Origin of the sequence: Streptomyces sp. NPDC018019 (genome assembly GCF_044327805.1) — a bacterium.
In the GTDB taxonomy this organism is placed as follows: domain Bacteria; phylum Actinomycetota; class Actinomycetes; order Streptomycetales; family Streptomycetaceae; genus Streptomyces.
In genome coordinates this window covers 1-21,784 of sequence record NZ_JBIRGD010000031.1, presented here as the reverse complement: position 1 = coordinate 21,784, position 21,784 = coordinate 1, and the positions used below count along the sequence as shown (strand labels likewise).

The following is a 21,784-nucleotide window of genomic DNA, read 5'->3' as shown; positions in this document are numbered from 1 at the left end:
AGAGATCATCGAACACGACAGGCGAATCCCCGCGCCAGTGACTTTCCCACGCCCGGAACCGACATCATGGGCAGAATGAAGACGTATCTCGACACCCCCGTCCGTCCGGACCGCAACCTGTCGGACGAGGACACGGCACTGGCGCACGCCCTCCAGATCAACGGGCGCGCCTCGTTCCGCGAGATCGCGGACGCTCTCGGGGTGTCGGACCAGACCGCCGCCCGCCGCTGGACCCGGTTGCGGTCCGCCGGGAAGCTCCGGGTCCTCGGCCTGACCGACCCGGCGCGGCTGGGGGACTCCCGCTGGATCGTGCGCGTACGCTGCACGCCCGACGCGGCCGTCTCCCTCGGAGAGGCACTGGCACGCCGTACGGACACCAGCTGGGTCGGCATCAACTCCGGTGGCACCGAGATCACCTGCGCGGTACGGACCCGAGGCCCCGGCCTGGAGGAAACGCTGCTCCTCCAGAAACTGCCCCGCACACCACAGGTGGTGGACGTGTCCGCGCACTGCCTGCTGCACATCTTCTTCGGCCGTGACCTCAGCGCCATCAACAAGCGCGGACCGCTGACGGCCGCCCAGGTCAAGGCACTCACCCCGCGGGTAGCGCCCGTACCGGTCACGGACGCCACGCCGCCGGTGACACTGGACGACGGCGACCGGCACCTGCTCGACCTGCTCGCCAGGGACGGCCGCGCGTCCCCCGGTGAGCTGGCCACCGCCACCGGCCTGTCGCAGTCGACCGTACGCCGCCGGATCACCGAACTGCGCACCAGCGGCGTCCTGTACTTCGACGTGGAGTACCACCCGGACGTCCTGCGGGAGCGGTTCCGGGCCGCGCTGTGGCTGGAGGTCGAACCCTCCCGCCTCGCCGAAGCGGGAGCGGCGCTCGCCGCGCACCCGGAGGTGTCCTTCGCCGCCGCCGTGACCGGCACGGCCAACCTCTACGCCGCCACCGACGTCACCACCGCGCAGGTCTTCTACCGCTACGTCACCGAGTCGGTGGCCGCCCTGCCCGGCCTGCGGCACGTGGCCACCGCCCCCGTCCACCGCACCGTGAAAGGCCCCGGCCCGTATCTGCCGGGCAGGGCGTGACGTCCCCTCCCGCCACGCTCCCGACCGGGCAGAAGCTCCGCGGAACCGGTCCGTGCCCGCTCCGGCCGCGGTCAGCGGTAGCAGTACGAGTCGGACGACGCGTCGCCGCCCTGCAACCGGGCCTGATGGACGCGCAGTCCGCGGAAGTCCTCGCCGTGCGGGAAGAAGCGGAGGTCGGGGGTGAGGCCGCCGTTCTCCGTGTCGGCGTCGAGCTTGGCGAGCCAGGGGTGGATGCCGTCTGGATAAAACTGGTCGTCCCAGGAACCGTACAGACTGTTGGTGAGGTACACCCGGCGCCCGTCGCGGCTGAGTTCGACCATTTGCGGACCGCCGGTGAGCGGCAGGCCGGGCACCGCCGGGTGCGGCTGCCGTGCGGTGATGCCGCCGAGCCGGACGGACGCGGTGCGGCGGGGGCGGCCGGGGTCGCGCACGTCGTACTGGTGGAGTTCGCCGGTGCCCCAGGCCGACACGTACAGCCAGCGGTCGTCCACCGACAGGTTGATGTCGGTGACCAGCGGCGGCACCGCGCCGAACGGCTTGAGCACCGGCGGCAGCCCCTCCTCCTTGGCGGGCTCCGCCGGAATCGTGATCACCTTGCGGGCCGTGAACCGCCCGTCGTCCTCGCGCTGCCACCGCCACACCGACGCCGACAGATCCGCCGCGCTCACCACGACGCCCGCGAAGCCCCAGGTCGCCGCCGGGTCATGGGCGGGCCGCAGCTCCAGCACCATCTGGTGTTCCTCGCCCAGATCGACGCGTTGCAGGTGGCGGCCGGAGTCCAGCTCCCAGAAGTGCAGCGCGTGGCCGTACGAGCGGCCGCGCAGCAGTTCCGGGTCGACGCCGTCCTCGATCATCGATGGCGTGCCCCACTCGCTGGTCACGGCGATGTTGTGCTGGAGGTGCCACCAGACGTCATAGGCCAGACGCTGCGGACCGCGGTCCGTCTCCCAGGCACGCAGCACGTCGAACGTCTCGTGGTCGAGCAGCGCGACACCGCCCGGCCCGTCGTCGCCGTGCGCGCCGCCGAGGCAGGACAGCAGGACGCCGCCGGGGCCGCAGTGCAGGGTGTGCGGCCGTGAGTAGCCCGCCTTGTCGGCCAGTTCGGCCGGTTCGATCACCTTGACCAGGCGGGGGCGGGCAGGGTCCGGGTGGGTGTCGAAGACGTGCAGCCGGGAGGAGCGCAGTCCCGGGGTCAGTAAGTAGCGCCGTTCGGGCCGGTGGTGGCCTTCGTGGGCGAGGGCGCTGGAGCAGGCGTTCCAGCCGAAGTGGTGCAGTTCGTCGCCCAGGCCGGGTACGTCGGCGAGGTGCAGCACCCGTCCGTACGAACTCGATCCCGGGTCGGTGTCCATGACGATCAGCGCGTCCGGGCGCTGCGCGGAGCGGTCGAAGCCGACGAGGTAGGCGAGCCGTTCCGGGGGAGCGGCGATGGCGTCGGAGGGGGAACGGTAGAGGGTCGGGTCGGGATGGCCGGATGGTGCCGGGTGTCCGGCGTGGCCGGGGTGGCCGGTGTGTCCGGGGCGGCCGGTGTGCGGGGACCGGCCGGCATGATCAGAAGTGGTCATCTTCTGGCTCTCCTTGGTTCCACGGCCGGCTCCTCGGCCCGTCGGCCGGCGTGTTGGGGCGCTGCGCCGGCCTGTCCGTGGCGGGCGGCCGTATCGGCATCCGTACGAACCGGTGCCGGCGGGGGTGGTGGGTGCAGGCGGCCCCCGCCGTCGCAGCGAGCCTCGCACAGGGCGTTTTCGCCGCCAAGGGCATCCAGGCCCCGCCCCGGGCGACGGCCGAAATCCGGTGCCGGCGGGCCGCGTTATCAGACCCGTGCGCGATGATCGCATGTACGGGCCGACCGGATCCGACCGGCCGGGCCGGGACATGGACGGACCATGACGAACCATCGGCATGCGATGGAACGCGACGGGATACGGGGTATGCGATGCGACGATTGGGCACGGTGCTGACCGCGGTCGTACTGGCAGGCGCGGCGGTGTCGGCGACGGCGGGCCCGGCGACGGCGGCGTCCGCGACGGGGACCGCCGCGGCGGCCAAGTGCGACACCGCCGGGTGGGGGAGCGCCCTGAAGTCCGCCGACGCGAACGACCACCAGCCGCTGAGGAGCATCCGGACCGGGCGGCACGACTGCTTCGACCGGATGGTCTTCGAGGTGCCGACCGCCGGCGGCAAGCCGGTCGGCTACCGGATCGGCTATGTGAAGGAGCTGCACCAGGACGGTTCCGGCGACCGCATCCAGGTCGGCGGCGGGGCCATCCTGGAGATCCGGGTGGCGGCGCCGAGCTACGACCCGGGCACGGGCGGCACGACGTATCCGGGCAAGGCCGGCAAGCCGCTGCCGGGCGTCAGCGTCGCGGGCTACCGGACCTTCAAGGACACCCGGTTCGCGGCCAGTTTCGAGGGCGACACGCAGATAGGCCTGGGAGTCGCCAAGCGGCTCCCGTTCCGCGTCATCCAGCAGAAGAACCAGCTCATCGTGGATGTCGCCCACTCCTGAGCGGCGTCTGCCGCGCCGTACCGGGCAAAAAGCTTGCGCAACCACTACGCCTGAAGCACTATGGGCGAAGTGGTTGCGGCGGCGGGGTGTGCCCGTCCGCCGCCGTACCGGCCCTGACTGCGATGCGCCCGCCGCATCGCCGGCGGAAAGAGGACCTTTTGCGCAAGCTCACCTACTTCGTGGCCTGCTCGATCGACGGCTTCATCGGCGACCCGAACGGTGACGCGTCGTCGATGATGCGGTTCGTGACCGAGGAGTTCCTGGAGTTCCTGAAGACGGAGTACCCGGAGACCATCTCGGCCGAGGGCCGCCGCATCCTGGGCTTCCACGACGCGGCGAACCAGAAGTTCGACACGGTGATCCAGGGGCGCGGCAGCTACCAGCTGGGGCTGGACGCCGGTCTCACCAGCCCGTACGGCCATCTGCGCGAGTACGTGGCCTCCCGTGGCATCGGGGAGTCGCCCGACCCGAACGTGCAGCTGATCACCGAGGACCTGGTCGGCGCCGTCCGTGCGCTCAAGGCCGAGGAGAGCGGTCTGGACATCTGGCTCTGCGGCGGCTCGCAGCTGGCGGGCGCACTGCTCGACGAGGTGGACGAACTGGTGATCAAGACGTATCCAGAGGTCTACGGCGCCGGCATGCCGATGTTCGGCACCGGCTTCTCAGTCACGGATTTCACGCTGGACTGGGTCCGCACCTTCGACAACGGCGTCCTGGTCCGCAAGTACACCCGCAAGCGCTGACCGCCCGGCGGCCCGGCGGGGAGCCGGTACGGCGGTGCGGTGCGGAGCCGGTACGGCGGTGCGGTGCGGCCGGTGGCCGCGTGCGGCACCGCCGTCCGGCTCCCGGGCGAGGACGAACCGGTCCCTCCCTCCGATGCGGACGCTGCCTGACCGCAACGCTTCCTAGCGTGGCCGCATGGAATCAAGCATCGCGCCCTTCCGTATCGACATCCCGCAGGCCGACCTCGACGACCTGCGGGACCGCCTGCTCAGGACCCGCTGGCCCGACGAACTGCCCGGCGCGGACTGGGACTACGGCGTTGCCCTGCCGTATCTGCGGGACCTCGTCGGGTACTGGGCCGATGGCTACGACTGGCGGGCCCAGGAGGCGAGGTTCAACGGGTTCCCGCAGTTCAGCACGGTCATCGACGGGCAGCGCGTGCACTTCCTGCACGTCCGCTCCCCGGAGCCGGACGCCACGCCGCTGATCATCACGCACGGCTGGCCGAGCACGGTGGGCGACTTCCTGGACATCATCGGCCCGCTCACCGACCCCCGGGCGCACGGCGGGGACCCGGCGGACGCCTTCCACGTCGTCGCGCCCTCCGTGCCCGGGTTCGGCTTCTCCGGACCGACCCGGGACCGGGGACGGGGCACCCGGCGAACTGGAGCACCTCACCGCGGCCGAGCGCAAGCAGGCCGAGAAGAACGCGGCGTGGTGGTACGAGCACTCCGGCTACGCCACCCAGATGAGCACCCGGCCGCAGACCGTCGCCTACGCGCTCAACGACTCACCGGCCGGCCAACTCGCCTGGAACCTGGAGTGGTTCGTCGACCATGATCCGACGCGGACCCGCCGGCCGGTGCCCGGCCGGGACGCCGTCCTGACCAACGTCACCATCCTCTGGCTCACCGGCACCGCCGGCTCCGCCGCCCGCCTCTACCGCGAAGCGGGCGCGGACGGCTGGGGGCGGCCCGGGCCGTCGGGTGTGCCCACCGCGGTGGCCAACTTCCCGGGCGATCGCGCCGTACGCGGACTGGCGGAGCTGTCGCACCGGATCGTCCGGTGGACGGAGTACCCGGCCGGCGGGCACTTCGCCTCGCTCCAGGCACCGGAGTCGCTGGTCGAGGACGTACGCGCGTTCTTCCGCGGTCTGCGGGAGTGAGGACGGCGGCGCCCGTACGGGCCCGGGCCGAACGCCGGGCCCGTACGGGCGCGCACCGGTCTCACGACGGCCGTGCCGCCACCACTCCGACCGTGACCAGGGCCAGCACCACCCAGGCGAACCAGAGCCAGCCACTGCCACCCAGCGCCACGGTGTAGGCCGTCGCCACGACCAGTCCGCCCACCGTGCACGCCGCCATCGCCTTCGCGGATCCGGGCATCCCCGCAACCTCCTCACGGCGGCCCGGTGGCCCAACGCCGCGGGCCGCGGCCTTGAGGACATGGTCCCCGGCCGCGGCCCGTACCGCCAGCTGTCGTGCGTGACCTCCGGTCAGCGCCCCGTCACCCCGCGCCACCCTGCCGGCCACGGGCCTGGAGCGAGGCGAGGTAGGCGTTGTACGCCACCAGCTCCTGGTCGCCGTCCCGCGCCGCCGCGCGGTCCTTGCGCTGGTTCTGGCGTTCCTCGGACTTGTACCACTGGTACAGCAGCGCCACGAGCACCAGCACCGACGGGATCTCGCTGAAGGCCCAGGCGATGCCGCCGGCCGCGCTCTGGTCGCCGAGCGCGTCGATCCCCAGGGAGGCCGGCGGGTTCTCGAACGTCTTGATCATCGTCTCGGTGCCCATCATCAGCGCGATGCCGAAGAACGCGTGGAAGGGCATGCCCGCGAACAGCTCCAGCATCCGCATCACGTGGCCCGGCCGGTGCGGCCCGGGGTCCACGCCCATGATCGGCCAGAAGAAGACCAGGCCCACCGCCAGGAAGTGCACCATCATCGCGATGTGCCCGGCCCTGGACTGCATCAGGAAGTCGAACAGCGGCGTGAAGTACAGCGCGTACAGGCTCGCGATGAACATCGGGATGGTGAACGCCGCGTGCGTGATCACCCGCATGTACCGGCTGTGCAGCAGCGCCACCAGCAGCTCGCGCGGCCCCTTGCGGCCCCGTCCGGCGGCCGGCAGCGCGCGCAGCGTCAGCGTCACCGGCGCGCCGAGCAGCAGCAGGATCGGCGACAGCATGCTGATCACCATGTGCTGCACCATGTGCACGCTGAACATGACCATGCCGTAGTCGTTCAGCTTGGTGCACATCACCAGCGCCACGGTCAGGACGCCGACGACCCAGGCGACCGTCCGGCCCACCGGCCAGTGATCACCGCGGCGCCGCAGCCGCAGCACCGCCCAGCCGTACAGCACCAGCCCCACCAGGCAGCCGATCAGGAAGAACGGGTCCCCGCCGAACTCCATGCCGCGCCCCAGCGTGAACGGCGGCAGATCCATGTTCATGCCGTGCCCGCCGTGATCCATCCGCTCGCTCCTGATTCGTACCGATACTCCGCGACCAGACTAGAACCGCCCCCGGCCGGGACCACGGCCGGGGGCGGTCAACAGGCCGCGGGAACGGACCGTACGAGCTACAGCACGCACTCCGCCTCGGCGTAGCGGTCCCCGGGCACCGTCTTGAGCGTCTCCACGGCCTCGGCCAGCGGCACCAGCGTGATGTCGGTGCCGCGCAGCGCCGTCATCATGCCGAAGGCACCGCGGTGCGCCGCCTCCACCGCGTGCCACCCGAAGCGGGTCGCCAGCACCCGGTCGTACGCGGTCGGCGTGCCGCCCCGCTGCACATGGCCCAGGATCACCGCGCGGGCCTCCTTGCCGAGCCGCCGCTCCAGCTCCAGGGACAGCTGCCGGGCCACCCCGGCGAACCGCTCGTGCCCGTACATGTCGGTGCCGCCCGCGTCGAAGGCCATCGAGCCCGCGCGCGGCTTGGCGCCCTCGGCGACCACCACGATCGCGAACTTCTTGCCCGCCTCGAAGCGCTCACCGACCTTGCGGGTCAGCTCCGCCACGTCGAACGGGCGCTCCGGCACCACGATGGCGTGCGCGCCCGCCGCCATCCCGGAGTGCAGCGCGATCCACCCCGTGTGCCGGCCCATGACCTCGACGATCAGGACGCGCTGGTGCGACTCCGCGGTGGTCTTCAGACGGTCCAGCGCGTCGGTGGCCACGCCCACCGCCGTGTCGAAGCCGAAAGTGACGTCGGTCGCGGCGATGTCGTTGTCGATGGTCTTGGGCACGCCCACGATCGGCAGCCCGGCGTCGGACAGCAGCCGGGCCGCCTTGAGCGTCCCCTCGCCGCCGATCGGAATGATCGCGTCCAGGCCCAGGTCGGCCACGTGGCCGCGGGCCCGCTCCACGCCGTCCCGCAGGTGCGCGGGCTGCACCCGGGACGAGCCCAGGATGGTGCCGCCGCGCGCCAGGATGCCGCCGACGGCCTCCAGGTCCAGCTTGCGGTAGTCGCACTCCAGCAGGCCCTTCCAGCCGTCCCGGAAGCCGATCACCTCGTCGCCGTGGTCGGCGGTGGCGCGGTGGACGACGGAGCGGATGACGGCGTTCAGCCCGGGGCAGTCGCCGCCGGAGGTGAGCACACCAATACGCATTGTTCTCGCAGACCCTCTGCACATCAGAGCCTGCCCGCCGGCCACGACCGGGCGCGGGCGCAGGCTCTCGACCGGACGCCCGGACCCCGTCGTCCGGTTTGGATGGCGCTCACCCTACAAGCGCGGGGGCCCTGCGCACACGTACGCCCGCAGTGCGGACACACTGCGGGCGTACGGGATGCGGCGAATCGTTACGCGGGCTGGGTGGCCGCGGCGATGCGCTCCTGCCGCAGCGCCTCGTACCAGCGGTCGTCGGCCGGCGGCAGCGCGTTGACGTCCAGCGCCAGCTTGATCAGCAGGTCGGCGATGTGCGGGTTGCGCGCCATGACGGGGCCGTGCATGTACGTACCGAAGACGGTGTCGTTGTACGCGCCCTCGTAGCCGTCGCCGACGCCGTTGCCCCGGCCGAAGCGGACCCGGGCGAACGGGCGGGCCGTCTGTCCCAGGTGGGTCACGCCCTGGTGGTTCTCGAAACCGGTCAGCGGCGGCAGGTTCAGCTGCGGGTCGATGTCGGCCAGCACGTCACCGACGCACCGCTCGCCCTCGCCGCGGGTGCTCACCACGTCCAGCAGGCCCAGGCCCTGCTCCCGCTCCCCGAGGTCGTTGATGAACTCGTGGCCCAGGATCTGGTAGCCGGCGCACACCGAGAAGACGATCGCGCCGTTGGCGACCGCGCGGTTCAGGCCGCCGTCGCGGCGCAGCCGCTCGGCCGCCAGCCGCTGCGGCCGGTCCTCGCCGCCGCCGATCAGGTAGATGTCGCCGGAGGTGGGGATCTGCTGGTCGGAGCGGACGTCGAGACGCTGGACGTCCAGGCCGCGCTGGCGGGCCCGGCGCTCCACCACCAGGGCGTTGCCCTGGTCCCCGTACGTGCTCAGCAGGTCCGGGTAGATCCACACCAGCCGCAGGCTGTTGTCACTCATGCTCGCTCGTCCTTGTCGTGAAGGTCGCTGGTGCACGTCAGTTCCCCACGCGCCGGCGGAGGTCCTGGAAGGCCGTGTAGTTGGCGATGACCTCGATACGGCCCGGAGGAGCCGCCTGCACCGCCTCGTCCACCGTGTCACACACCCGGAAGTCCAGGCCCGCGACCTCCAGGCGGACCGCCAGGTCCAGCTTGCGGTCGCCGATCACGAAGATCGGGTGCCCGGCCAGCCGGGTGTAGTCGACGTCCCACAGCCAGGAGGTGTCCGTACCGTCCGCGCCGCGCGCGTTCACCGACAGGATCACCGGCGTGGGCGGCGGGTCGACCAGCGAGAACGTCTCCAGCCAGCCTGCCGGGTTCTTCGCCAGCAGCAGGCGCAGCTCCCGCTGGAGGAACGAGACCACGTCGTAGCGGCCCGCGACCGCCTGCACCCCGTACATCCGCTCCAGCGCGACCTGCGGCGGCACGCCGAACGCCGCGGCCACCGCCGCCGACGTCGTGGCGTTCGCCTTGTTCGCCCGGCCCGGCAGCTGGAGCCGGATCGGCCAGGCGCTGCCGTGCGGGTCGAGCACGTGGTCGCCGGAGAGCGCCCAGCTCGGCGTCGGCCGCCGGAAGCCGCACTCGCCGCAGAACCAGTCGTCCCCGGGGCGCTGCAGCACACCGCCGCACGACGGGCACGACCAGGCGTCGTCCTTCCACTCCTGGCCCGCCGCGACCCACACCACGTTCGCCGACGAGGAGGCCGCCCACACGATCAGCGGGTCGTCGCAGTTGGCGACGATCAGCGCCTTGGAGCCGGCCAGGCCCTCCCGCCAGTGCTCGGCCAGCATGCGCGTCTCCGCCGCGCGGTCGAGCTGGTCGCGCGAGAGGTTCAGCAGCGCTATGGCCTTGGGCGTCACATCGCGCGCCACGCCCGCCAGGTACTTCTCGTCCACCTCGATGACGCCGAAGCGGGCGTCGGAGCCGCCGGCCAGGGCGGAGGTGATGCCCGCCGGCATGTTGGCGCCGAGCGCGTTGGAGACCACCGGGCCGCTGGCCCGCAGCGCCTCCGCGATCAGCCGCGTCGTCGTCGTCTTCCCGTTGGTCGCCGACACCAGGACCACGTCCAGGTGCCGGGCGAGCCGGGCCAGCAGGTCGGGGTCGAGCCGGAGCGCCACCTTGCCGCCGATCACCGATCCGCTGCCGCGGCCCGCCGCGCGCGACACCGCCGCCGCGGCCCTGCCCGCCGTCACGGCCAGCTTGGCCCGCGGCGACAGCGGCTCCGTGTTGCCTGCCATCGTCCTTGATCCTCCTTGCATCCGGCGCCCTCCCGCCCTTGGGGCTGCCGGTGGAACGCCTCCTCCGGAGCCGATGACCGGCCGGAGGCTTCGGTCGGGGATCAGCCTATCGAGATCCGGCGGCGGCCCCGAATCCCGCCACCCGTGCCGCGACCCCGGTCCCCCGCGACGACCTGCGCCGTCGCACGATCCAGAACGTACGCTTACCCGCATGCGTTCCCGCTCGATCCCCGGCAGCCGCGGCCGCCCGCGCCCCCTGCGCCTCCTCGGCGACCCGGCCCTGACCGGCCCCTGCGCGGAGGTCACCGCCTTCGACGCCGGCCTCGCCGAACTCGTCGAGGACATGTTCGCCACGATGTACGCGGCCCACGGGGTCGGCCTGGCGGCCAACCAGATCGGCGTTCCGCTGCGGGTGTTCGTCTACGACTGCCCGGACGACGAGGACCACCGGCACCTCGGACACCTCGTCAACCCGCGCCTGGTGACCGCCGACGGCGTCCTCGTCCGCGGCCCCGAGGGCTGTCTGTCGGTGCCGGGCATCGAAGCCGGTACGCCGCGCCACGACCACGCGGTGGTGGAAGGGTTCAGCGTGACGGGCGAGCCGCGCACCGTCTCCGGCACCGGGTTCTTCGCCCGCTGCCTCCAGCACGAGTGCGACCACCTGGCGGGCGGGCTCTACCTCGACCACCTCACCGGCCTGCGGCGCCGCCGGGCCCTGCGGGCCGCGGCCCGCGCACCGTGGGCGGGCCGGGAGCGGGCGGCGGAGTAGCGGCCACCCGCCGTACGTCTCCCCGCCGGGCACCGGCCGTCCCGCCGGCTCAGAACCCCGGTCCGCCCAGCCGGTCCCCGGCCGCCGCCAGCCGGCCCCACAGCAGGTCGGCCAGGTGCTGCACCAACTGTGCCCGCGAGCAGGGGCGTTCGCGCAGCCACCAGTCACCGGCCGCGTGCATCATGCCGACGATCCCGTGGCCCCAGACCCGGGCCAGCTCCTCGCCGCCCGGCCCCAGGTCCAGCCGCTCGCCTATCACCTGGGCCAGCTCCTCGCCGAGCCGGCGCAGCAGCGGCGCGGAGTGCCGGCCGACGTCGAAGCCGGCGTCCTTGTCGGCGCCCGGCCCGTCGTCGGCGGGGTGCATCAGGAACCGGTAGACCTGCGGGCGGGTCTCGATCGCGGTCAGGTACGTGTCGAGCGTCGCCTCGACCCGGTCCCGGCGCGGTACGGGGGCGTCCAGCGCCGCCCGCAGCCCGTCCAGCAGCGCGTCGGTGTGCCGTACCGCCAGCGCCCGGTAGAGCCCGCCCTTGTCGCCGAAGTGCCGGTAGAGGATCGGCTTGGTGATCCCGGCCTCCGCCGCGATGGCGTTCATCGAGGCGTCCGGGCCGTCGCGCAGCACCACCCGGTCCGCGGCCTCCAGCAGTTCGCGGCGCCGGCGCTCGGTCGCCGTCTGCTGCCGCCGTACCGTGTGCGGCGGGTTCGCCGCGGCGTCGTCGCCCGCGGCCGGCTGCTCCACCGCGGTGACCCGCTGCCGGCCGTCGTGCTGGGTGTTCTCCATGTCCCACTCCCCGCCCTTGTGAATCCGTGACGCTCGCGCAACGTAACACCCACGCTGCGGGGCGACGGCGGGGCCGGGGGAGTTGACATTCCTTACTGACGGGTAACAGACTCGTGTTACCGCAAGTAACTTTCCTGGGTGGGTCACCCGGGAACGCAGCGCCGGAGGGGTCATGGCCGAGTTCACCATGGAGCTGAGCGACGAGCAGAAGGAGGTCCGGGACTGGATCCACGGCTTCGCCGCCGACGTGATGCGCCCCGCGGCCGCCGAGTGGGACGAGCGCGAGGAGACCCCCTGGCCGGTCATCCAGGAAGCCGCCAAGATCGGCCTGTACTCGCTCGACTTCTACGCCCAGCAGTTCTTCGACCCGACCGGCCTGGGCATCCCCATGGCCATGGAGGAGCTGTTCTGGGGCGACGCCGGCATCGGCCTGTCGATCGTCGGCACCGGCCTGGCCGCCGTCGGCGTGCTGGCCAACGGCACCGAGGAGCAGATCGGCACCTGGATCCCGCAGATGTACGGCGACGCCGACGACGTGAAGGTCGCCGCCTTCTGCTCCTCCGAGCCCGACGCGGGCTCCGACGTGTCCGCGATGCGGACCCGAGCCGTCTACGACGAGGCCAAGGACGAATGGGTGCTCAACGGCACCAAGACCTGGGCGACGAACGGCGGCATCGCGGGCGTCCACGTCGTCGTCGCGGTCGTCGACCCCGGCCTCGGCCCCAAGGGCCACGCCTCCTTCATCGTCCCGCCGGGCACCCCGGGCCTCACCCAGGGCCAGAAGTTCAAGAAGCACGGCATCCGCGCCTCGCACACCGCCGAGGTCGTCCTGGAGGACGTACGGGTGCCCGGCCACTGCCTGCTCGGCGGCAAGGAGAAGCTGGACGAGCGCCTGGCCCGCGCCCGCGAACGGGCACGCGGCAACGGCGACCGCGTGAAGAACGCCGCCATGGCCACCTTCGAGGCGTCCCGCCCGGCGGTCGGCGCACAGGCCGTCGGCATCGCCCGCGCCGCGTACGAGGTGGCCCTCGACTACGCCAAGACCCGCGTCCAGTTCGGCCGCCCGATCATCGACAACCAGGGTGTCGCCTTCCAACTGGCCGACATGCGCACCCAGATAGACGCCGCCCGCCTCCTGGTCTGGCGCGCCTCCTGGATGGCCACCACCGGCAAACCGTTCACCTCCGCCGAGGGCTCCATGTCCAAACTGTTCGCCGGCGAGACCGCCAAGAAGGTCACCGCCCAGGCGATGCAGATACTCGGAGGCAACGGCTACACCCGCGAGTACCCGGTGGAACGCATGCACCGCGACGCGGCGATCTACACCATCTTCGAGGGCACGAGCGAGATCCAGCGACTGGTCATCGCGAGGACGGTGGCGGGGGTACCGATCCGCTGACCGCGACAGGCACTCCTGGCGCGTACGGCAGTACCGCGGCCCTGCCCCGGAGGGCGGGGCCGCGGCCCCAGTGACGCAAGTAACGTGGCGTTCGGCGACTTCGCCGCCGCCTGCCGTGAGGGCCTGCCGCGCGCGGCACGGCGAGAGCTGACCGGTCGGCGCTCCGCTCGCTCAGGCGGCGATTTCCTGGCGTGGCACCACCTTGAACATGTCGCCGTGTGCGGAGTACACCACGTGCACGTCCTCGCCGGCGGCGCGCAACACCTCCACCACCGCGTCCAGCATCGGCAGCGACCGGGCGCTGCCCGCGGGCAGCTGGCGCGGTAACGACACCGTAGGGACCCGAAGCGGTTCTTCAACGACGCTCATGACAGATGCTCCATCTCGGCACGAACTTCCCCCGTCGGCACGACCGCGCCGTCGGCATGGCCAGCATCCGACACCGCGATGAACGGAAGCTCAACGCCCCGCGCGATGGCGTCAATCCACGCAGGCCGGGCGCCGGATGGACGGTCGGCCTCAGCAGCGGCGCTCCCACCAGGGCAGGTCCCGGGGTACGTGCGGGTCGTGGAACGTACGGGCCAGAAAGGCCTCGTCCAGTGGCTGTACGAGGGCACGGAGCCGGCGTGCCGTGCGGCGGGGGAGCGTGCGCAGCGCAATCTCCAGGTTCGCGCGCCCGTATCCGGCGCTGCAGCAGGGGCAGCCCCAGGGGTCCGTCTCGGCCACCCGATGGTCCGGGAGCCGGAGCTGCTGCCGCCAGTTCTCCAGGGCTGTGGCCACGTCGCCGGGTGACAGATGCGACCGTTCGAGGGCGCGGATATCGCACTGCGCCGGGGCGTCAAGGCCGTCTATCACGGAGTACGTGGCGGACCGTTGTCGTGACAGGCCGGCCCGGACCTGGGTGGGGCGCCTACGCGGCATGGACCTTACGGGCCGGGAGCGGAGGCCGGCCGATGGGTGTGTGGATGGTGTGCATGCGGTGATCATGGCATGGCGGCGGTGATCGGGCCTGGGTATTTTCCGGCCGCGGCCCGGACGTTCACCGCCGCCTGGGCGCCCCCGTCGTCCGGGCTCCGACCTGCCGCCCGGACGTTCACCGCCCCCCCGGACGTTCACCCGGCGGACGGACCCGTGGCCGTCCCTGCTGCCAGTGCCGCCGCGACCGCGCGGACGCATCCCTCCGGGTTGTCCAGCATGATGTTGTGCCCGCAGTCCGGTACCGGCACGACCCGGACGCCGGCCGCCGTCAGTTCGTCGGCCCCGGGCAGTGGGCCGTCGGCCTCGGGCAGCAGGTACGTGCGCGGGATCGCCAGCTTCAGCAGGAGCTCGCGCATCGCCGGTTCGCTGCCCCTGGTGAGGTGCACCGCGCTGCGGTGCAGCGCCTCCAGCCCGGCCAGCCGCATCGTGGACCACCAGTGTTCGCCCGCGGCGTCCCGTATCCGCTCCCAGCCGCCTGCGACGAACTCCTCCTCGGAGAGCGCGGCGATGCCGCCGCTGCCCGGCCGGTCCCGCCGCGGCGTGATCGGGTCGAGGTTGGCGTCGATGAGGACGAGCCGCGCCACCAGGTCCGGGTGCCGGGCGGCGAGCACGATCGCCACCGAGCCGCCCATGCTGTGGGCGATGACGTCCGCCGCGCCCACCCCGGCGGCCCGCAGGGCCTCGGCGACGGCGTCGGCGTGTGCCTCCAGGGTGTACGGGAAGCCGGTGGGCCGGTCGCTGATGCCGAAGCCGAGCAGGTCCAGGAGCAGTGAGCGGTGCCCGGCCAGGCGCGGGTGCGCGGCCGTCCCGGCGAAGTAGGCGGGCGAGGTGGCGCCGAGGCCGTGCAGGTAGACGCGGACCGGCTCGTCGCCCGGCAGTTCGGCCCAGCGGATCCGGTCGCCCTCGGGCGTCACCACGGCGTTGCGCACGGTCGTCTCTCCTGTTCGTCGGATCCGGTCGGGCGGGACAGCTTCTCAGGCCCGCGAATTCGCTGGCGGAGCGGGTGCGGTCGGCCCACCATGGACGGCGATGCAGCCCACGACGAAGATTCTGGTCCTGTGCGGTGCCGCCGGGGTCGGCAAGTCCACGACGGCGTACGAGGTGTCCCACCGGCTCGGCCGCGCGGACATCCCGCACGCCCTCATCGACACCGACCAGCTGGACCAGGTGTATCCCTGGCCACCGCCCGGCCACACGCCGAGCGAACTGTCCCGCCGCAACCTCGCCGCGCTCTGGGCGAACCTGGCCGGCATCGGCCACACCCGGCTGCTGCTGACCGGCGTGTTTGTCTCGCTGGAACGGGAGTTGACGTGGATCGCCGACGCCGTACCGGGTGCCGGCATCACCTCCGTACGGCTGACCGCCGACGTACCCACCCTCGAAAACCGGGTCCGCCGCCGTGAGATCGGCTCCGAGGCGGCCGGCCAACTCGCCCGCACCCTCCGCCAGCACGCCGCCCTCCGCCGCCCGGAACCACCGGGCACGACGGTGATCGACACCACCGGCCGGACCGTGGTGTCCGTCGCGTCCGAGGTGGTGGAGGTGTGGCTGGGGAAGGGGGAGCGCTGAGGCGTGTGCGGGGCTTGCGTGGTGCTGCCCGGGAGCCCGGGAGATTCAGCTGCGTCCCACACCGCCGGTGACTCAGCCGGCCTCGCTGTTCGCGTGCCTGGGCAGGGAGAACATCAGGGCCCACATCGCCGTGAAGGCGCCGCCGACCCACCAGAGCACGCCGGTGAACGCGTCGTGGTTGACCGCGCCTTCGGGTGAGCCGCCGGTGGCCGAGAAGAACACCAGGGCGGTCAGCGTGGCACCGAAGGCGATGCCCAGCTGGGTCGAGGTGTTGAACAGGCCCGAGGCCGAACCGGCACTCTCCTGCGGGACCTTGGCGAGCGACATGTCGGCGAGTGGCGCCCCGATCGCGCCGAAGCCGATACCGAGCAGCAGAAGGGGAACGGCCATCGCGAGGAGGGGCAGGCCGGCCGGCCGACTGCTGATCTGAAGCCCGTAGGCCACCATCGAGGCGACTGCGAACAGCGCTCCGGCCTGTGGCACGCGGCGCCCGAAGCGCCCGACGGTCCTCATCGCGACCATCGCACCGGCCACCTCGCCCAGCGCGATCACCTCGAAGGCCAGGGCCGCCGTGAGCGGGCTCATGCCCAGGCCACGCTGCAAATACAGCGTCCAGGTCGTGAAGAACAGGCCAAACAGCAGGCCCAGCAGCAGTTGCGCGGACAGGCCGCCGGAGAACTCCCTGCCTTTGAAGAGGGACAGCACCACCAGCGGTGCGTCCTTCTTGCGCCGCCCAGGGCCGGTCCCAGGACGGCGCCGGCCGACAGGACGGTGCCGGAGAGACCGAACGCCTTGCTGCGCGTCTCGCCGTCGAAGGTGACGTGCACGGTCGTCAGGACCTGCGGGATCATCACGGCGACGGCGCCGCCCTGGAACACGCGGGCGGTGATCAGGGTGCCGGGTCCGGCCGCGGTGCCGCACAGCAGCGACGCGAGGGTGAAGGCGGCGGTGCCGATCAGGAAGACCTTGCGCCGGCCGTACGCGTCGCCGAGCCTGCCGCCCGTGATCAGCCCGAGGGCGAAGGCCAGCGCGTACCCGGTGGTCAGCCACTGCACCGCGGCCGGTCCGGCGCCGGTCGACTTCTGGATGGCCGGGAGGGCGGTGAGGACGACCGACTGGTCGAGGGTGTCCATGAGTTCGGCGGCCAGGACGACCATGAGGGCGATCCTGGCGGCCGGGGGCATCGTGGACGCCGGGCCGGATGCCGTGTGGGGCGAGGGCTCGGTGGGGTGCTTCGGCTCGCCGTCGAGCGCGGGGGAAGTCACCGTGGGACTCCTGGTTCAAGGAATCGGGGAGCTCACCGTCGGCAGCGCCGGGGCCGGACAACACGGAACCCGGGGCAGTCGGCAGAGCTGCACCCGGGAAACGACAGGAAACTGCGGGGGTGGGTGACGCAACTCAGGCCAGTGCGACGTCCGCCCCCGGACACGTTCCGGAGATCACAGAGATCGGAACGCGGGGAACGCGGACGGCTACAGGGCCTGGGAGATACGTCGTCACCTCGAAACCACGGCAGAAAGAACAAGAAGTCGGACACCACACGACACTGCGGGGTCCTGCGCACGCCAGGTATGGCGCCCACTTCTCATCCGTACGCTCACTTCCGCGGGCTCAGCGCCGCGCGGTCCGCTTCCGGCAGCCACCAGGGCGCGTCGGGGAGACGGTGCCACCGATGGGTCTGGGCGTAGGCGTGAATGATCTCCAGGGCGCGGTTCGTGGTGGCGGTCGCGGTGGTGGTGTTCCAGACGGCGTGCCAGGGGTAGAGCGGGACGGGACCGGTCAGGGGGCGGGCGGTCAGGCCGTCGGGGAGCTGCTCGGTGGTGGGGCCGAAGGCGGGGTAGCCGCGGGCTTGGACGGTCGCGTGGACGGCGGCGCGGCCGTGTCCGCGTACGCGCAGGGCGCTGCGCAGGCCGAAGGCGGCCATGGCCTGGTCGATCCAGTCGCGCCATTCGGGGGCCTCGTCGGCGGTCTGGACGAGCAGCGGGTGCTCGGCGAGGGCCGTGAGCGGCACCTCGTCGTGTGCGGCGAGGGGGTGGCCGGCGGGGACGATGACGCCGATGGGCTCCAGCCTCACGGGCATGGTGGCCAGCGGCGCGGGCAGTTCTCGGCCGAGGCCGTGGACGCGGCCGAAGGAGAGGTCGAGGTCGCCGGAGAGCAGCCGGGGCAGCGCGGCGTCCAGGCCCTGGGTGTGGATGACTTCGAAGGGCAGACACGGGGTCTGGGCGCGCAGGTGCTGGGCGAGGACCGAGGGGGTGAGCCCTTCGGTGAGGACGTCGACGCGCACCGGAGTGCGGGTGCGGGCGAGGTCGTCGACGAGTTGCCGGGCGTCGCCGAGCAGGCGCCGTGCGCGGGTGGTGAAGACCTCGCCGGCGGGGGTGAGGGCGACCCGGCGGCGGTCGCGGTGGAAGAGCTGGACGCCGAGACGTTTTTCCAGGGTGGTGATCTGGGCGGACAGGGTCTGCTGGGCGATGGTGAGCCGGGCGGCGGCCCGGCCGTAGTGGAGTTCTTCGGCGAGGGTCACGGCATAGCGTGCCTGGCGCAGGTCGAGGTCCACTCCTCCACCGTAACAGTCTGGGACTGTTGGGTGTCCGGTGAAGAGTGTTGGACCTGCCCGGCCCACAGCCGTTGACTTGATGAGCGGAAGGCGCCGTACGGAATCTCTTCCAAGGTTTCGGCGGCCATGCAATCGCTCATTCGAAGGTAAGGCGGCGAGCATGATGAAGGCAGTGGTGATGGACTCCTACGGCGGCCCGGAGGTCCTGCGGGTGGCGGATCTTCCTGAGCCGCAGGCGGCTGCGGGGCAGGTCCGGGTGCGGATCAAGGCGGCGGGGCTGAACCCGATCGATGCCAAGATCCGGCGCGGGGAGTTCGACGCGGTCCGCGACATCGCTTTTCCCCAACAGCTCGGCAACGAGTTCGCCGGCGTGGTGGACCAGGTCGGTGATGGCGTCGTCGGTTGCTCGGTGGGGGACGAGGTGATCGGGTTCGTGGACATGGCGGCCTACGCCGAGCGGGTCGTGGTCCCCGCGGAGAGCCTGACCGGCAAGCCCGCGGCGCTGTCGTGGGAGACGGCGGCGGTCGTCGGCGCGGTCGGCCAGACGGCGTTCAACGCGCTGGCCAGGCTGGAGCTGAAGGCCGGGGAGACGGTGCTGATCCATGGCGCGTCCGGCGGCGTCGGGAGCCTGGCGGTGCAGTTCGCCCGCGCGCGGGGCGTGCGCGTCATCGGCACCGCAAGCGCGGGCAACCACGACTACCTCCGCTCCCTCGGTGCCACTCCCGTGACGTACGGCGCGGGCCTGGAGCAGCGGCTGCGCGAGCCGGCCCCGCAGGGCGTCGACGCCTCGCTGGATCTGACCGGCTCCGAGGAGGCCATCAGGGTGTCCGTCGCGGTGACCGGCGACCGGGGCCGGATCATGACGCTGGCCAGTCCGCCGCTGGCCGAGCAGTACGGCATCACCATGATGTTCGGCACCCGCTCGGCCGCGACCGTCGCCCAGGTCGCGGAGACGGTGGCCCGGGGCGAGGCCACTTTGCCCGTCGCCCGCCGCTTCGCGATGGCGGACGTGGCCGAAGCGCACCGGCAGATGGAGGCCGGCGGACACCGGGGCAAGCTCGTCCTGACCGTCGGCTGATCCCCGGGCGCGGGGCGGCGTGCCCGCCATCCGTCACAGCCGCTGACGGCGCGGGAGGCCTGCTGGCCGCACGCCTCCCGCGCCGTGTCCCTGTCCGTACCGCCCGCGTCCTGGACGTTCCTCTCGGTTGCCGACCTATCGGCCTGTCAACCTAACGACCTGTCAACCTGCCGACTTACCGACCTGCCGGACTGTCGGGTGCTCACTCCGTGGCCTTGCCCTTGACGGCTGGAAGGGCGCGCTCTACTTTCTTCCGTACTTCCGCAAGGCAAAACAAATATTTCACAATGCGGAAAGAGTGCAGTTCGCGCTTCCGCCCCCGGGCCGGAGCGCGATCCCGACAGGCCGACGCAGGAGTACTCGATGCCTCGAATGACCGCCGCTCGTGCGGCTGTGGAGATCCTCAAGCGCGAGGGCGTGACCAACGCGTTCGGCGTGCCGGGCGCGGCGATCAACCCGTTCTACGCGGCGCTCCGGGCCGGCGGCGGCATCCACCACACGCTCGCCCGCCACGTCGAGGGCGCCTCCCACATGGCCGAGGGCTACACCCGCGCCGACCCCGGCAACATCGGCGTCTGCATCGGTACGTCCGGACCGGCCGGCACCGACATGATCACCGGCCTGTACTCCGCGACCGGCGACTCGATCCCGATCCTGTGCATCACCGGCCAGGCGCCCACCGCGGTGATCCACAAGGAGGACTTCCAGGCCGTCGACATCGCCTCGATCGCCGCCCCGGTCACCAAGGCCGCCACCACCGTCCTGGAGGCCGCCCAGGTCCCCGGCGTCTTCCAGCAGGCGTTCCACCTGATGCGCTCGGGCCGTCCCGGGCCGGTCCTGATCGACCTGCCGATCGACGTGCAGATGACGGAGATCGAGTTCGATCCGGAGACGTACGAGCCGCTGCCGGTGCACCGCCCGAAGGCCACGCGCAAGCAGATCGAGAAGGCCCTCGCCATGCTGAACGCGGCCGAGCGCCCGCTGCTCGTCGCGGGCGGCGGCATCATCAACGCCGACGCCTCGGACCTGCTGGTCGAGTTCGCCGAGCTGACCGGCGTCCCGGTCGTCCCGACCCTGATGGGCTGGGGCACCATCCCCGACGACCACCGCCTCAACGCCGGCATGGTGGGCTTGCAGACCTCGCACCGCTACGGCAACGCGACCTTCCTGGAGTCGGACTTCGTCCTGGGCATCGGCAACCGCTGGGCCAACCGCCACACCGGCAAGCTGGACGTCTACACCCAGGGCCGCACCTTCGTGCACGTGGACATCGAGCCCACCCAGATCGGCAAGATCTTCGCCCCGGACTACGGCATCGCCTCGGACGCCAAGGCGGCGCTGGAACTCTTCGTCGAGATCGCCAAGGAGCAGAAGGCCGCGGGCGCGCTGCCCGGCCGCGAGGACTGGGCCGCCTCGGCGCAGCAGCGCAGGGCCACGCTCCAGCGCCGTACGCACTTCGACAACGTGCCCCTCAAGCCGCAGCGGGTGTACGAGGAGATGAACCGCGCGTTCGGCCCGGAGACCCGGTACGTCACCACCATCGGCCTCTCCCAGATCGCCGGCGCGCAGATGCTCCACGTCTACAAGCCACGCCACTGGATCAACTGCGGCCAGGCCGGTCCGCTGGGCTGGACCATCCCGGCCGCGCTGGGCGTGGCCACCGCCGACCCCGACGGCAGCGTCGTCGCGCTCTCCGGGGACTACGACTTCCAGTTCATGCTGGAGGAGCTGGCGGTCGGCGCGCAGCACCGCATCCCGTACGTGCACGTGCTGGTGAACAACTCCTACCTGGGCCTGATCCGCCAGGCGCAGCGCAACTTCGACATGGACTACCAGGTCACGCTGGAGTTCGAGAACATCAACACCCCCGAGCTCGGCGTGTACGGCGTGGACCACGTCAAGGTCGCCGAGGGGCTGGGCTGCAAAGCCATCCGGGTCACCGAGCCGGACCGGCTGCTGCCCGCCTTCGAGGAGGCCAAGAAGCTGGCCGCCGAGCACCGGGTCCCGGTGGTCGTCGAAGCCATCCTGGAGCGGGTCACCAACATCGCGATGAGCGGCACCGACATCGGCAGCGTCAACGAGTTCGAGGACCTGGCCACCGAGCCGGGCCACGCGCCGACCGCGATCGTGCCGATGAGCTGAGCCGGGCGGGCGGGGGCCCGGCGCCCCCGCCTCACTGCTTCCGCACCACGCTTCCCGAAAGGACGGCTCCCCCATGGACTTTGCCGACGCGCGTTTCGCTGTCAATCTGTCGATTCTGTTCACCGAGCTGCCGCTGCTGGAACGCCCGGCGGCCGCCGCCGCGGCCGGGTTCGGCGCGGTGGAGCTGTGGTGGCCGTGGGTGGACGCCCCGGTGCCCGAACAGCGGCAGCTGGACGCGCTGCGCACCGCCTTGGACGAGGCCGGCACCCGGCTGGTGGGCCTGAACTTCTACGCCGGGCAGCTGCCCGGGCCCGACCGCGGCGCGCTGTCCGTGCCGGGCGCCGAATCCGAGCGTTTTCGCGCCAATGTGGAGGTGGCCGCCGGCTTCGCGCAGT

22 protein-coding genes and 1 pseudogene are annotated in these 21,784 nt (G+C 72.0%); 11 read left to right on the top strand and 12 right to left on the bottom strand.

The window, feature by feature from the left end:
- Positions 1-75: 75 nt before the first annotated feature.
- Complete coding sequence (locus tag ACH4FX_RS35610) at positions 76-1,095, top strand: Lrp/AsnC family transcriptional regulator (protein WP_398485605.1); 1,020 nt, start codon at positions 76-78, stop codon at positions 1,093-1,095.
- Between the two features lie 71 nt (positions 1,096-1,166).
- Here ACH4FX_RS35610 and ACH4FX_RS35605 read toward each other — a convergent pair whose 3' ends face one another.
- A complete protein-coding gene (locus ACH4FX_RS35605; RefSeq protein WP_398485604.1) occupies positions 1,167-2,657 on the bottom strand; it encodes a selenium-binding protein SBP56-related protein in 1,491 nt (496 codons plus the stop codon).
- 368 nt (positions 2,658-3,025) lie between these two features.
- Between ACH4FX_RS35605 and ACH4FX_RS35600 the strand changes: the two genes are divergently transcribed.
- The 4 genes from ACH4FX_RS35600 (at position 3,026) to ACH4FX_RS35585 (ending at position 5,486) form a co-directional block, all read left to right on the top strand.
- Positions 3,026-3,598, top strand: coding sequence for a hypothetical protein (locus ACH4FX_RS35600; RefSeq protein ID WP_398485603.1), 573 nt, complete (start codon positions 3,026-3,028; stop codon positions 3,596-3,598).
- Between the two features lie 158 nt (positions 3,599-3,756).
- Positions 3,757-4,341, top strand: a complete 585-nt coding sequence (locus ACH4FX_RS35595; protein WP_398485602.1) for a dihydrofolate reductase family protein — start codon at positions 3,757-3,759, stop codon at positions 4,339-4,341.
- 175 nt (positions 4,342-4,516) lie between these two features.
- Entirely contained in the window at positions 4,517-5,161 is a 645-nt protein-coding gene (locus ACH4FX_RS35590) for an epoxide hydrolase family protein (protein WP_398485601.1), read from the top strand.
- The gene (locus ACH4FX_RS35585; RefSeq protein WP_398485600.1) at positions 5,070-5,486 is read left to right on the top strand and encodes an alpha/beta fold hydrolase; all 417 of its coding nucleotides are present in this window, start codon (positions 5,070-5,072) and stop codon (positions 5,484-5,486) included. Before ACH4FX_RS35590 ends, ACH4FX_RS35585 begins: the two co-directional genes overlap by 92 nt.
- A gap of 61 nt (positions 5,487-5,547) precedes the next feature.
- On the opposite strand, the gene ACH4FX_RS35580 is transcribed toward ACH4FX_RS35585, so the two are convergent.
- The 5 genes from ACH4FX_RS35580 to ACH4FX_RS35560 all read right to left on the bottom strand — a co-directional run bounded on the left by ACH4FX_RS35580 (position 5,548) and on the right by ACH4FX_RS35560 (position 10,122).
- Complete coding sequence (locus ACH4FX_RS35580) at positions 5,548-5,706, bottom strand: hypothetical protein (RefSeq protein ID WP_398485599.1); 159 nt, start codon at positions 5,704-5,706, stop codon at positions 5,548-5,550.
- A 121-nt stretch (positions 5,707-5,827) separates the two neighbouring features.
- Positions 5,828-6,793 (bottom strand): cytochrome c oxidase assembly protein, encoded by a 966-nt coding sequence (locus ACH4FX_RS35575; RefSeq protein ID WP_398485598.1) that lies wholly within the window; start codon positions 6,791-6,793, stop codon positions 5,828-5,830.
- A gap of 107 nt (positions 6,794-6,900) precedes the next feature.
- A complete protein-coding gene (locus tag ACH4FX_RS35570; protein WP_398485597.1) occupies positions 6,901-7,926 on the bottom strand; it encodes a 6-phosphofructokinase in 1,026 nt (341 codons plus the stop codon).
- A gap of 191 nt (positions 7,927-8,117) precedes the next feature.
- On the bottom strand, positions 8,118-8,846 hold the full coding sequence (locus tag ACH4FX_RS35565; RefSeq protein WP_398485596.1) for a type 1 glutamine amidotransferase: 729 nt from the start codon (positions 8,844-8,846) through the stop codon (positions 8,118-8,120).
- 37 nt (positions 8,847-8,883) lie between these two features.
- On the bottom strand, positions 8,884-10,122 hold the full coding sequence (locus ACH4FX_RS35560; protein ID WP_398485595.1) for a MurT ligase domain-containing protein: 1,239 nt from the start codon (positions 10,120-10,122) through the stop codon (positions 8,884-8,886).
- A 211-nt stretch (positions 10,123-10,333) separates the two neighbouring features.
- On the opposite strand from ACH4FX_RS35560, the gene def reads away from it, so the two are divergent.
- Positions 10,334-10,891: a peptide deformylase gene (gene def / locus ACH4FX_RS35555; RefSeq protein ID WP_398485594.1), complete on the top strand. Its 558-nt coding sequence runs from the start codon at positions 10,334-10,336 to the stop codon at positions 10,889-10,891.
- A 49-nt stretch (positions 10,892-10,940) separates the two neighbouring features.
- On the opposite strand, the gene ACH4FX_RS35550 is transcribed toward def, so the two are convergent.
- Entirely contained in the window at positions 10,941-11,669 is a 729-nt protein-coding gene (locus tag ACH4FX_RS35550; protein ID WP_398485593.1) for a TetR family transcriptional regulator, read from the bottom strand.
- A 172-nt stretch (positions 11,670-11,841) separates the two neighbouring features.
- Here ACH4FX_RS35550 and ACH4FX_RS35545 point away from each other — a divergent pair, with 172 nt between their 5' ends.
- Positions 11,842-13,068 carry an acyl-CoA dehydrogenase family protein gene (locus ACH4FX_RS35545; RefSeq protein WP_398485592.1) on the top strand — a complete coding sequence of 409 codons (1,227 nt, stop codon included), beginning with the start codon at positions 11,842-11,844 and terminating at the stop codon, positions 13,066-13,068.
- A 171-nt stretch (positions 13,069-13,239) separates the two neighbouring features.
- On the opposite strand, the gene ACH4FX_RS35540 is transcribed toward ACH4FX_RS35545, so the two are convergent.
- The 3 genes from ACH4FX_RS35540 to ACH4FX_RS35530 all read right to left on the bottom strand — a co-directional run bounded on the left by ACH4FX_RS35540 (position 13,240) and on the right by ACH4FX_RS35530 (position 14,975).
- Entirely contained in the window at positions 13,240-13,437 is a 198-nt protein-coding gene (locus ACH4FX_RS35540; RefSeq protein ID WP_398485591.1) for a hypothetical protein, read from the bottom strand.
- Between the two features lie 150 nt (positions 13,438-13,587).
- Complete coding sequence (locus ACH4FX_RS35535; protein WP_398485590.1) at positions 13,588-13,923, bottom strand: hypothetical protein; 336 nt, start codon at positions 13,921-13,923, stop codon at positions 13,588-13,590.
- A 257-nt stretch (positions 13,924-14,180) separates the two neighbouring features.
- Positions 14,181-14,975: an alpha/beta fold hydrolase gene (locus tag ACH4FX_RS35530; RefSeq protein ID WP_398485589.1), complete on the bottom strand. Its 795-nt coding sequence runs from the start codon at positions 14,973-14,975 to the stop codon at positions 14,181-14,183.
- Positions 14,976-15,075: 100 nt separating this feature from the next.
- Here ACH4FX_RS35530 and ACH4FX_RS35525 point away from each other — a divergent pair, with 100 nt between their 5' ends.
- Entirely contained in the window at positions 15,076-15,615 is a 540-nt protein-coding gene (locus ACH4FX_RS35525; RefSeq protein ID WP_398485588.1) for a hypothetical protein, read from the top strand.
- 72 nt (positions 15,616-15,687) lie between these two features.
- Here ACH4FX_RS35525 and ACH4FX_RS35520 read toward each other — a convergent pair.
- Positions 15,688-16,748 (bottom strand): annotated as a pseudogene (locus ACH4FX_RS35520) (MFS transporter).
- 464 nt (positions 16,749-17,212) lie between these two features.
- The gene (locus ACH4FX_RS35515; RefSeq protein WP_398485587.1) at positions 17,213-18,169 is read right to left on the bottom strand and encodes a LysR family transcriptional regulator; all 957 of its coding nucleotides are present in this window, start codon (positions 18,167-18,169) and stop codon (positions 17,213-17,215) included.
- Between the two features lie 160 nt (positions 18,170-18,329).
- On the opposite strand from ACH4FX_RS35515, the gene ACH4FX_RS35510 reads away from it, so the two are divergent.
- From ACH4FX_RS35510 to ACH4FX_RS35500, 3 genes are all read left to right on the top strand, one after another.
- Entirely contained in the window at positions 18,330-19,247 is a 918-nt protein-coding gene (locus tag ACH4FX_RS35510) for an NADP-dependent oxidoreductase (protein WP_398485586.1), read from the top strand.
- Positions 19,248-19,610: 363 nt separating this feature from the next.
- The gene (gene gcl, locus ACH4FX_RS35505) at positions 19,611-21,389 is read left to right on the top strand and encodes a glyoxylate carboligase (protein WP_398485585.1); all 1,779 of its coding nucleotides are present in this window, start codon (positions 19,611-19,613) and stop codon (positions 21,387-21,389) included.
- A 73-nt stretch (positions 21,390-21,462) separates the two neighbouring features.
- The coding region (locus tag ACH4FX_RS35500; RefSeq protein WP_398485584.1) for a TIM barrel protein at positions 21,463-21,784 on the top strand (322 nt) is incomplete at its 3' end.

Excerpts from the sequence above, each read along its gene's own strand:
- ACH4FX_RS35525 (WP_398485588.1), top strand. The coding sequence starts at position 15,076 with ATGCAGCCCACGACGAAGATTCTGGTCCTGTGCGGTGCCGCCGGGGTC.
- ACH4FX_RS35545 (WP_398485592.1), top strand. The coding sequence starts at position 11,842 with ATGGCCGAGTTCACCATGGAGCTGAGCGACGAGCAGAAGGAGGTCCGG.
- gcl (WP_398485585.1), top strand. The coding sequence starts at position 19,611 with ATGCCTCGAATGACCGCCGCTCGTGCGGCTGTGGAGATCCTCAAGCGC.
- ACH4FX_RS35560 (WP_398485595.1), bottom strand. The coding sequence starts at position 10,122 with ATGGCAGGCAACACGGAGCCGCTGTCGCCGCGGGCCAAGCTGGCCGTG.
- ACH4FX_RS35590 (WP_398485601.1), top strand. The coding sequence starts at position 4,517 with ATGGAATCAAGCATCGCGCCCTTCCGTATCGACATCCCGCAGGCCGAC.
- ACH4FX_RS35575 (WP_398485598.1), bottom strand. The coding sequence starts at position 6,793 with ATGGATCACGGCGGGCACGGCATGAACATGGATCTGCCGCCGTTCACG.
- ACH4FX_RS35510 (WP_398485586.1), top strand. The coding sequence starts at position 18,330 with ATGATGAAGGCAGTGGTGATGGACTCCTACGGCGGCCCGGAGGTCCTG.
- ACH4FX_RS35565 (WP_398485596.1), bottom strand. The coding sequence starts at position 8,846 with ATGAGTGACAACAGCCTGCGGCTGGTGTGGATCTACCCGGACCTGCTG.
- ACH4FX_RS35550 (WP_398485593.1), bottom strand. The coding sequence starts at position 11,669 with ATGGAGAACACCCAGCACGACGGCCGGCAGCGGGTCACCGCGGTGGAG.
- ACH4FX_RS35580 (WP_398485599.1), bottom strand. The coding sequence starts at position 5,706 with ATGCCCGGATCCGCGAAGGCGATGGCGGCGTGCACGGTGGGCGGACTG.
- ACH4FX_RS35600 (WP_398485603.1), top strand. The coding sequence starts at position 3,026 with ATGCGACGATTGGGCACGGTGCTGACCGCGGTCGTACTGGCAGGCGCG.
- ACH4FX_RS35585 (WP_398485600.1), top strand. The coding sequence starts at position 5,070 with ATGAGCACCCGGCCGCAGACCGTCGCCTACGCGCTCAACGACTCACCG.
- ACH4FX_RS35540 (WP_398485591.1), bottom strand. The coding sequence starts at position 13,437 with ATGAGCGTCGTTGAAGAACCGCTTCGGGTCCCTACGGTGTCGTTACCG.
- ACH4FX_RS35610 (WP_398485605.1), top strand. The coding sequence starts at position 76 with ATGAAGACGTATCTCGACACCCCCGTCCGTCCGGACCGCAACCTGTCG.
- def (WP_398485594.1), top strand. The coding sequence starts at position 10,334 with ATGCGTTCCCGCTCGATCCCCGGCAGCCGCGGCCGCCCGCGCCCCCTG.
- ACH4FX_RS35605 (WP_398485604.1), bottom strand. The coding sequence starts at position 2,657 with ATGACCACTTCTGATCATGCCGGCCGGTCCCCGCACACCGGCCGCCCC.
- ACH4FX_RS35570 (WP_398485597.1), bottom strand. The coding sequence starts at position 7,926 with ATGCGTATTGGTGTGCTCACCTCCGGCGGCGACTGCCCCGGGCTGAAC.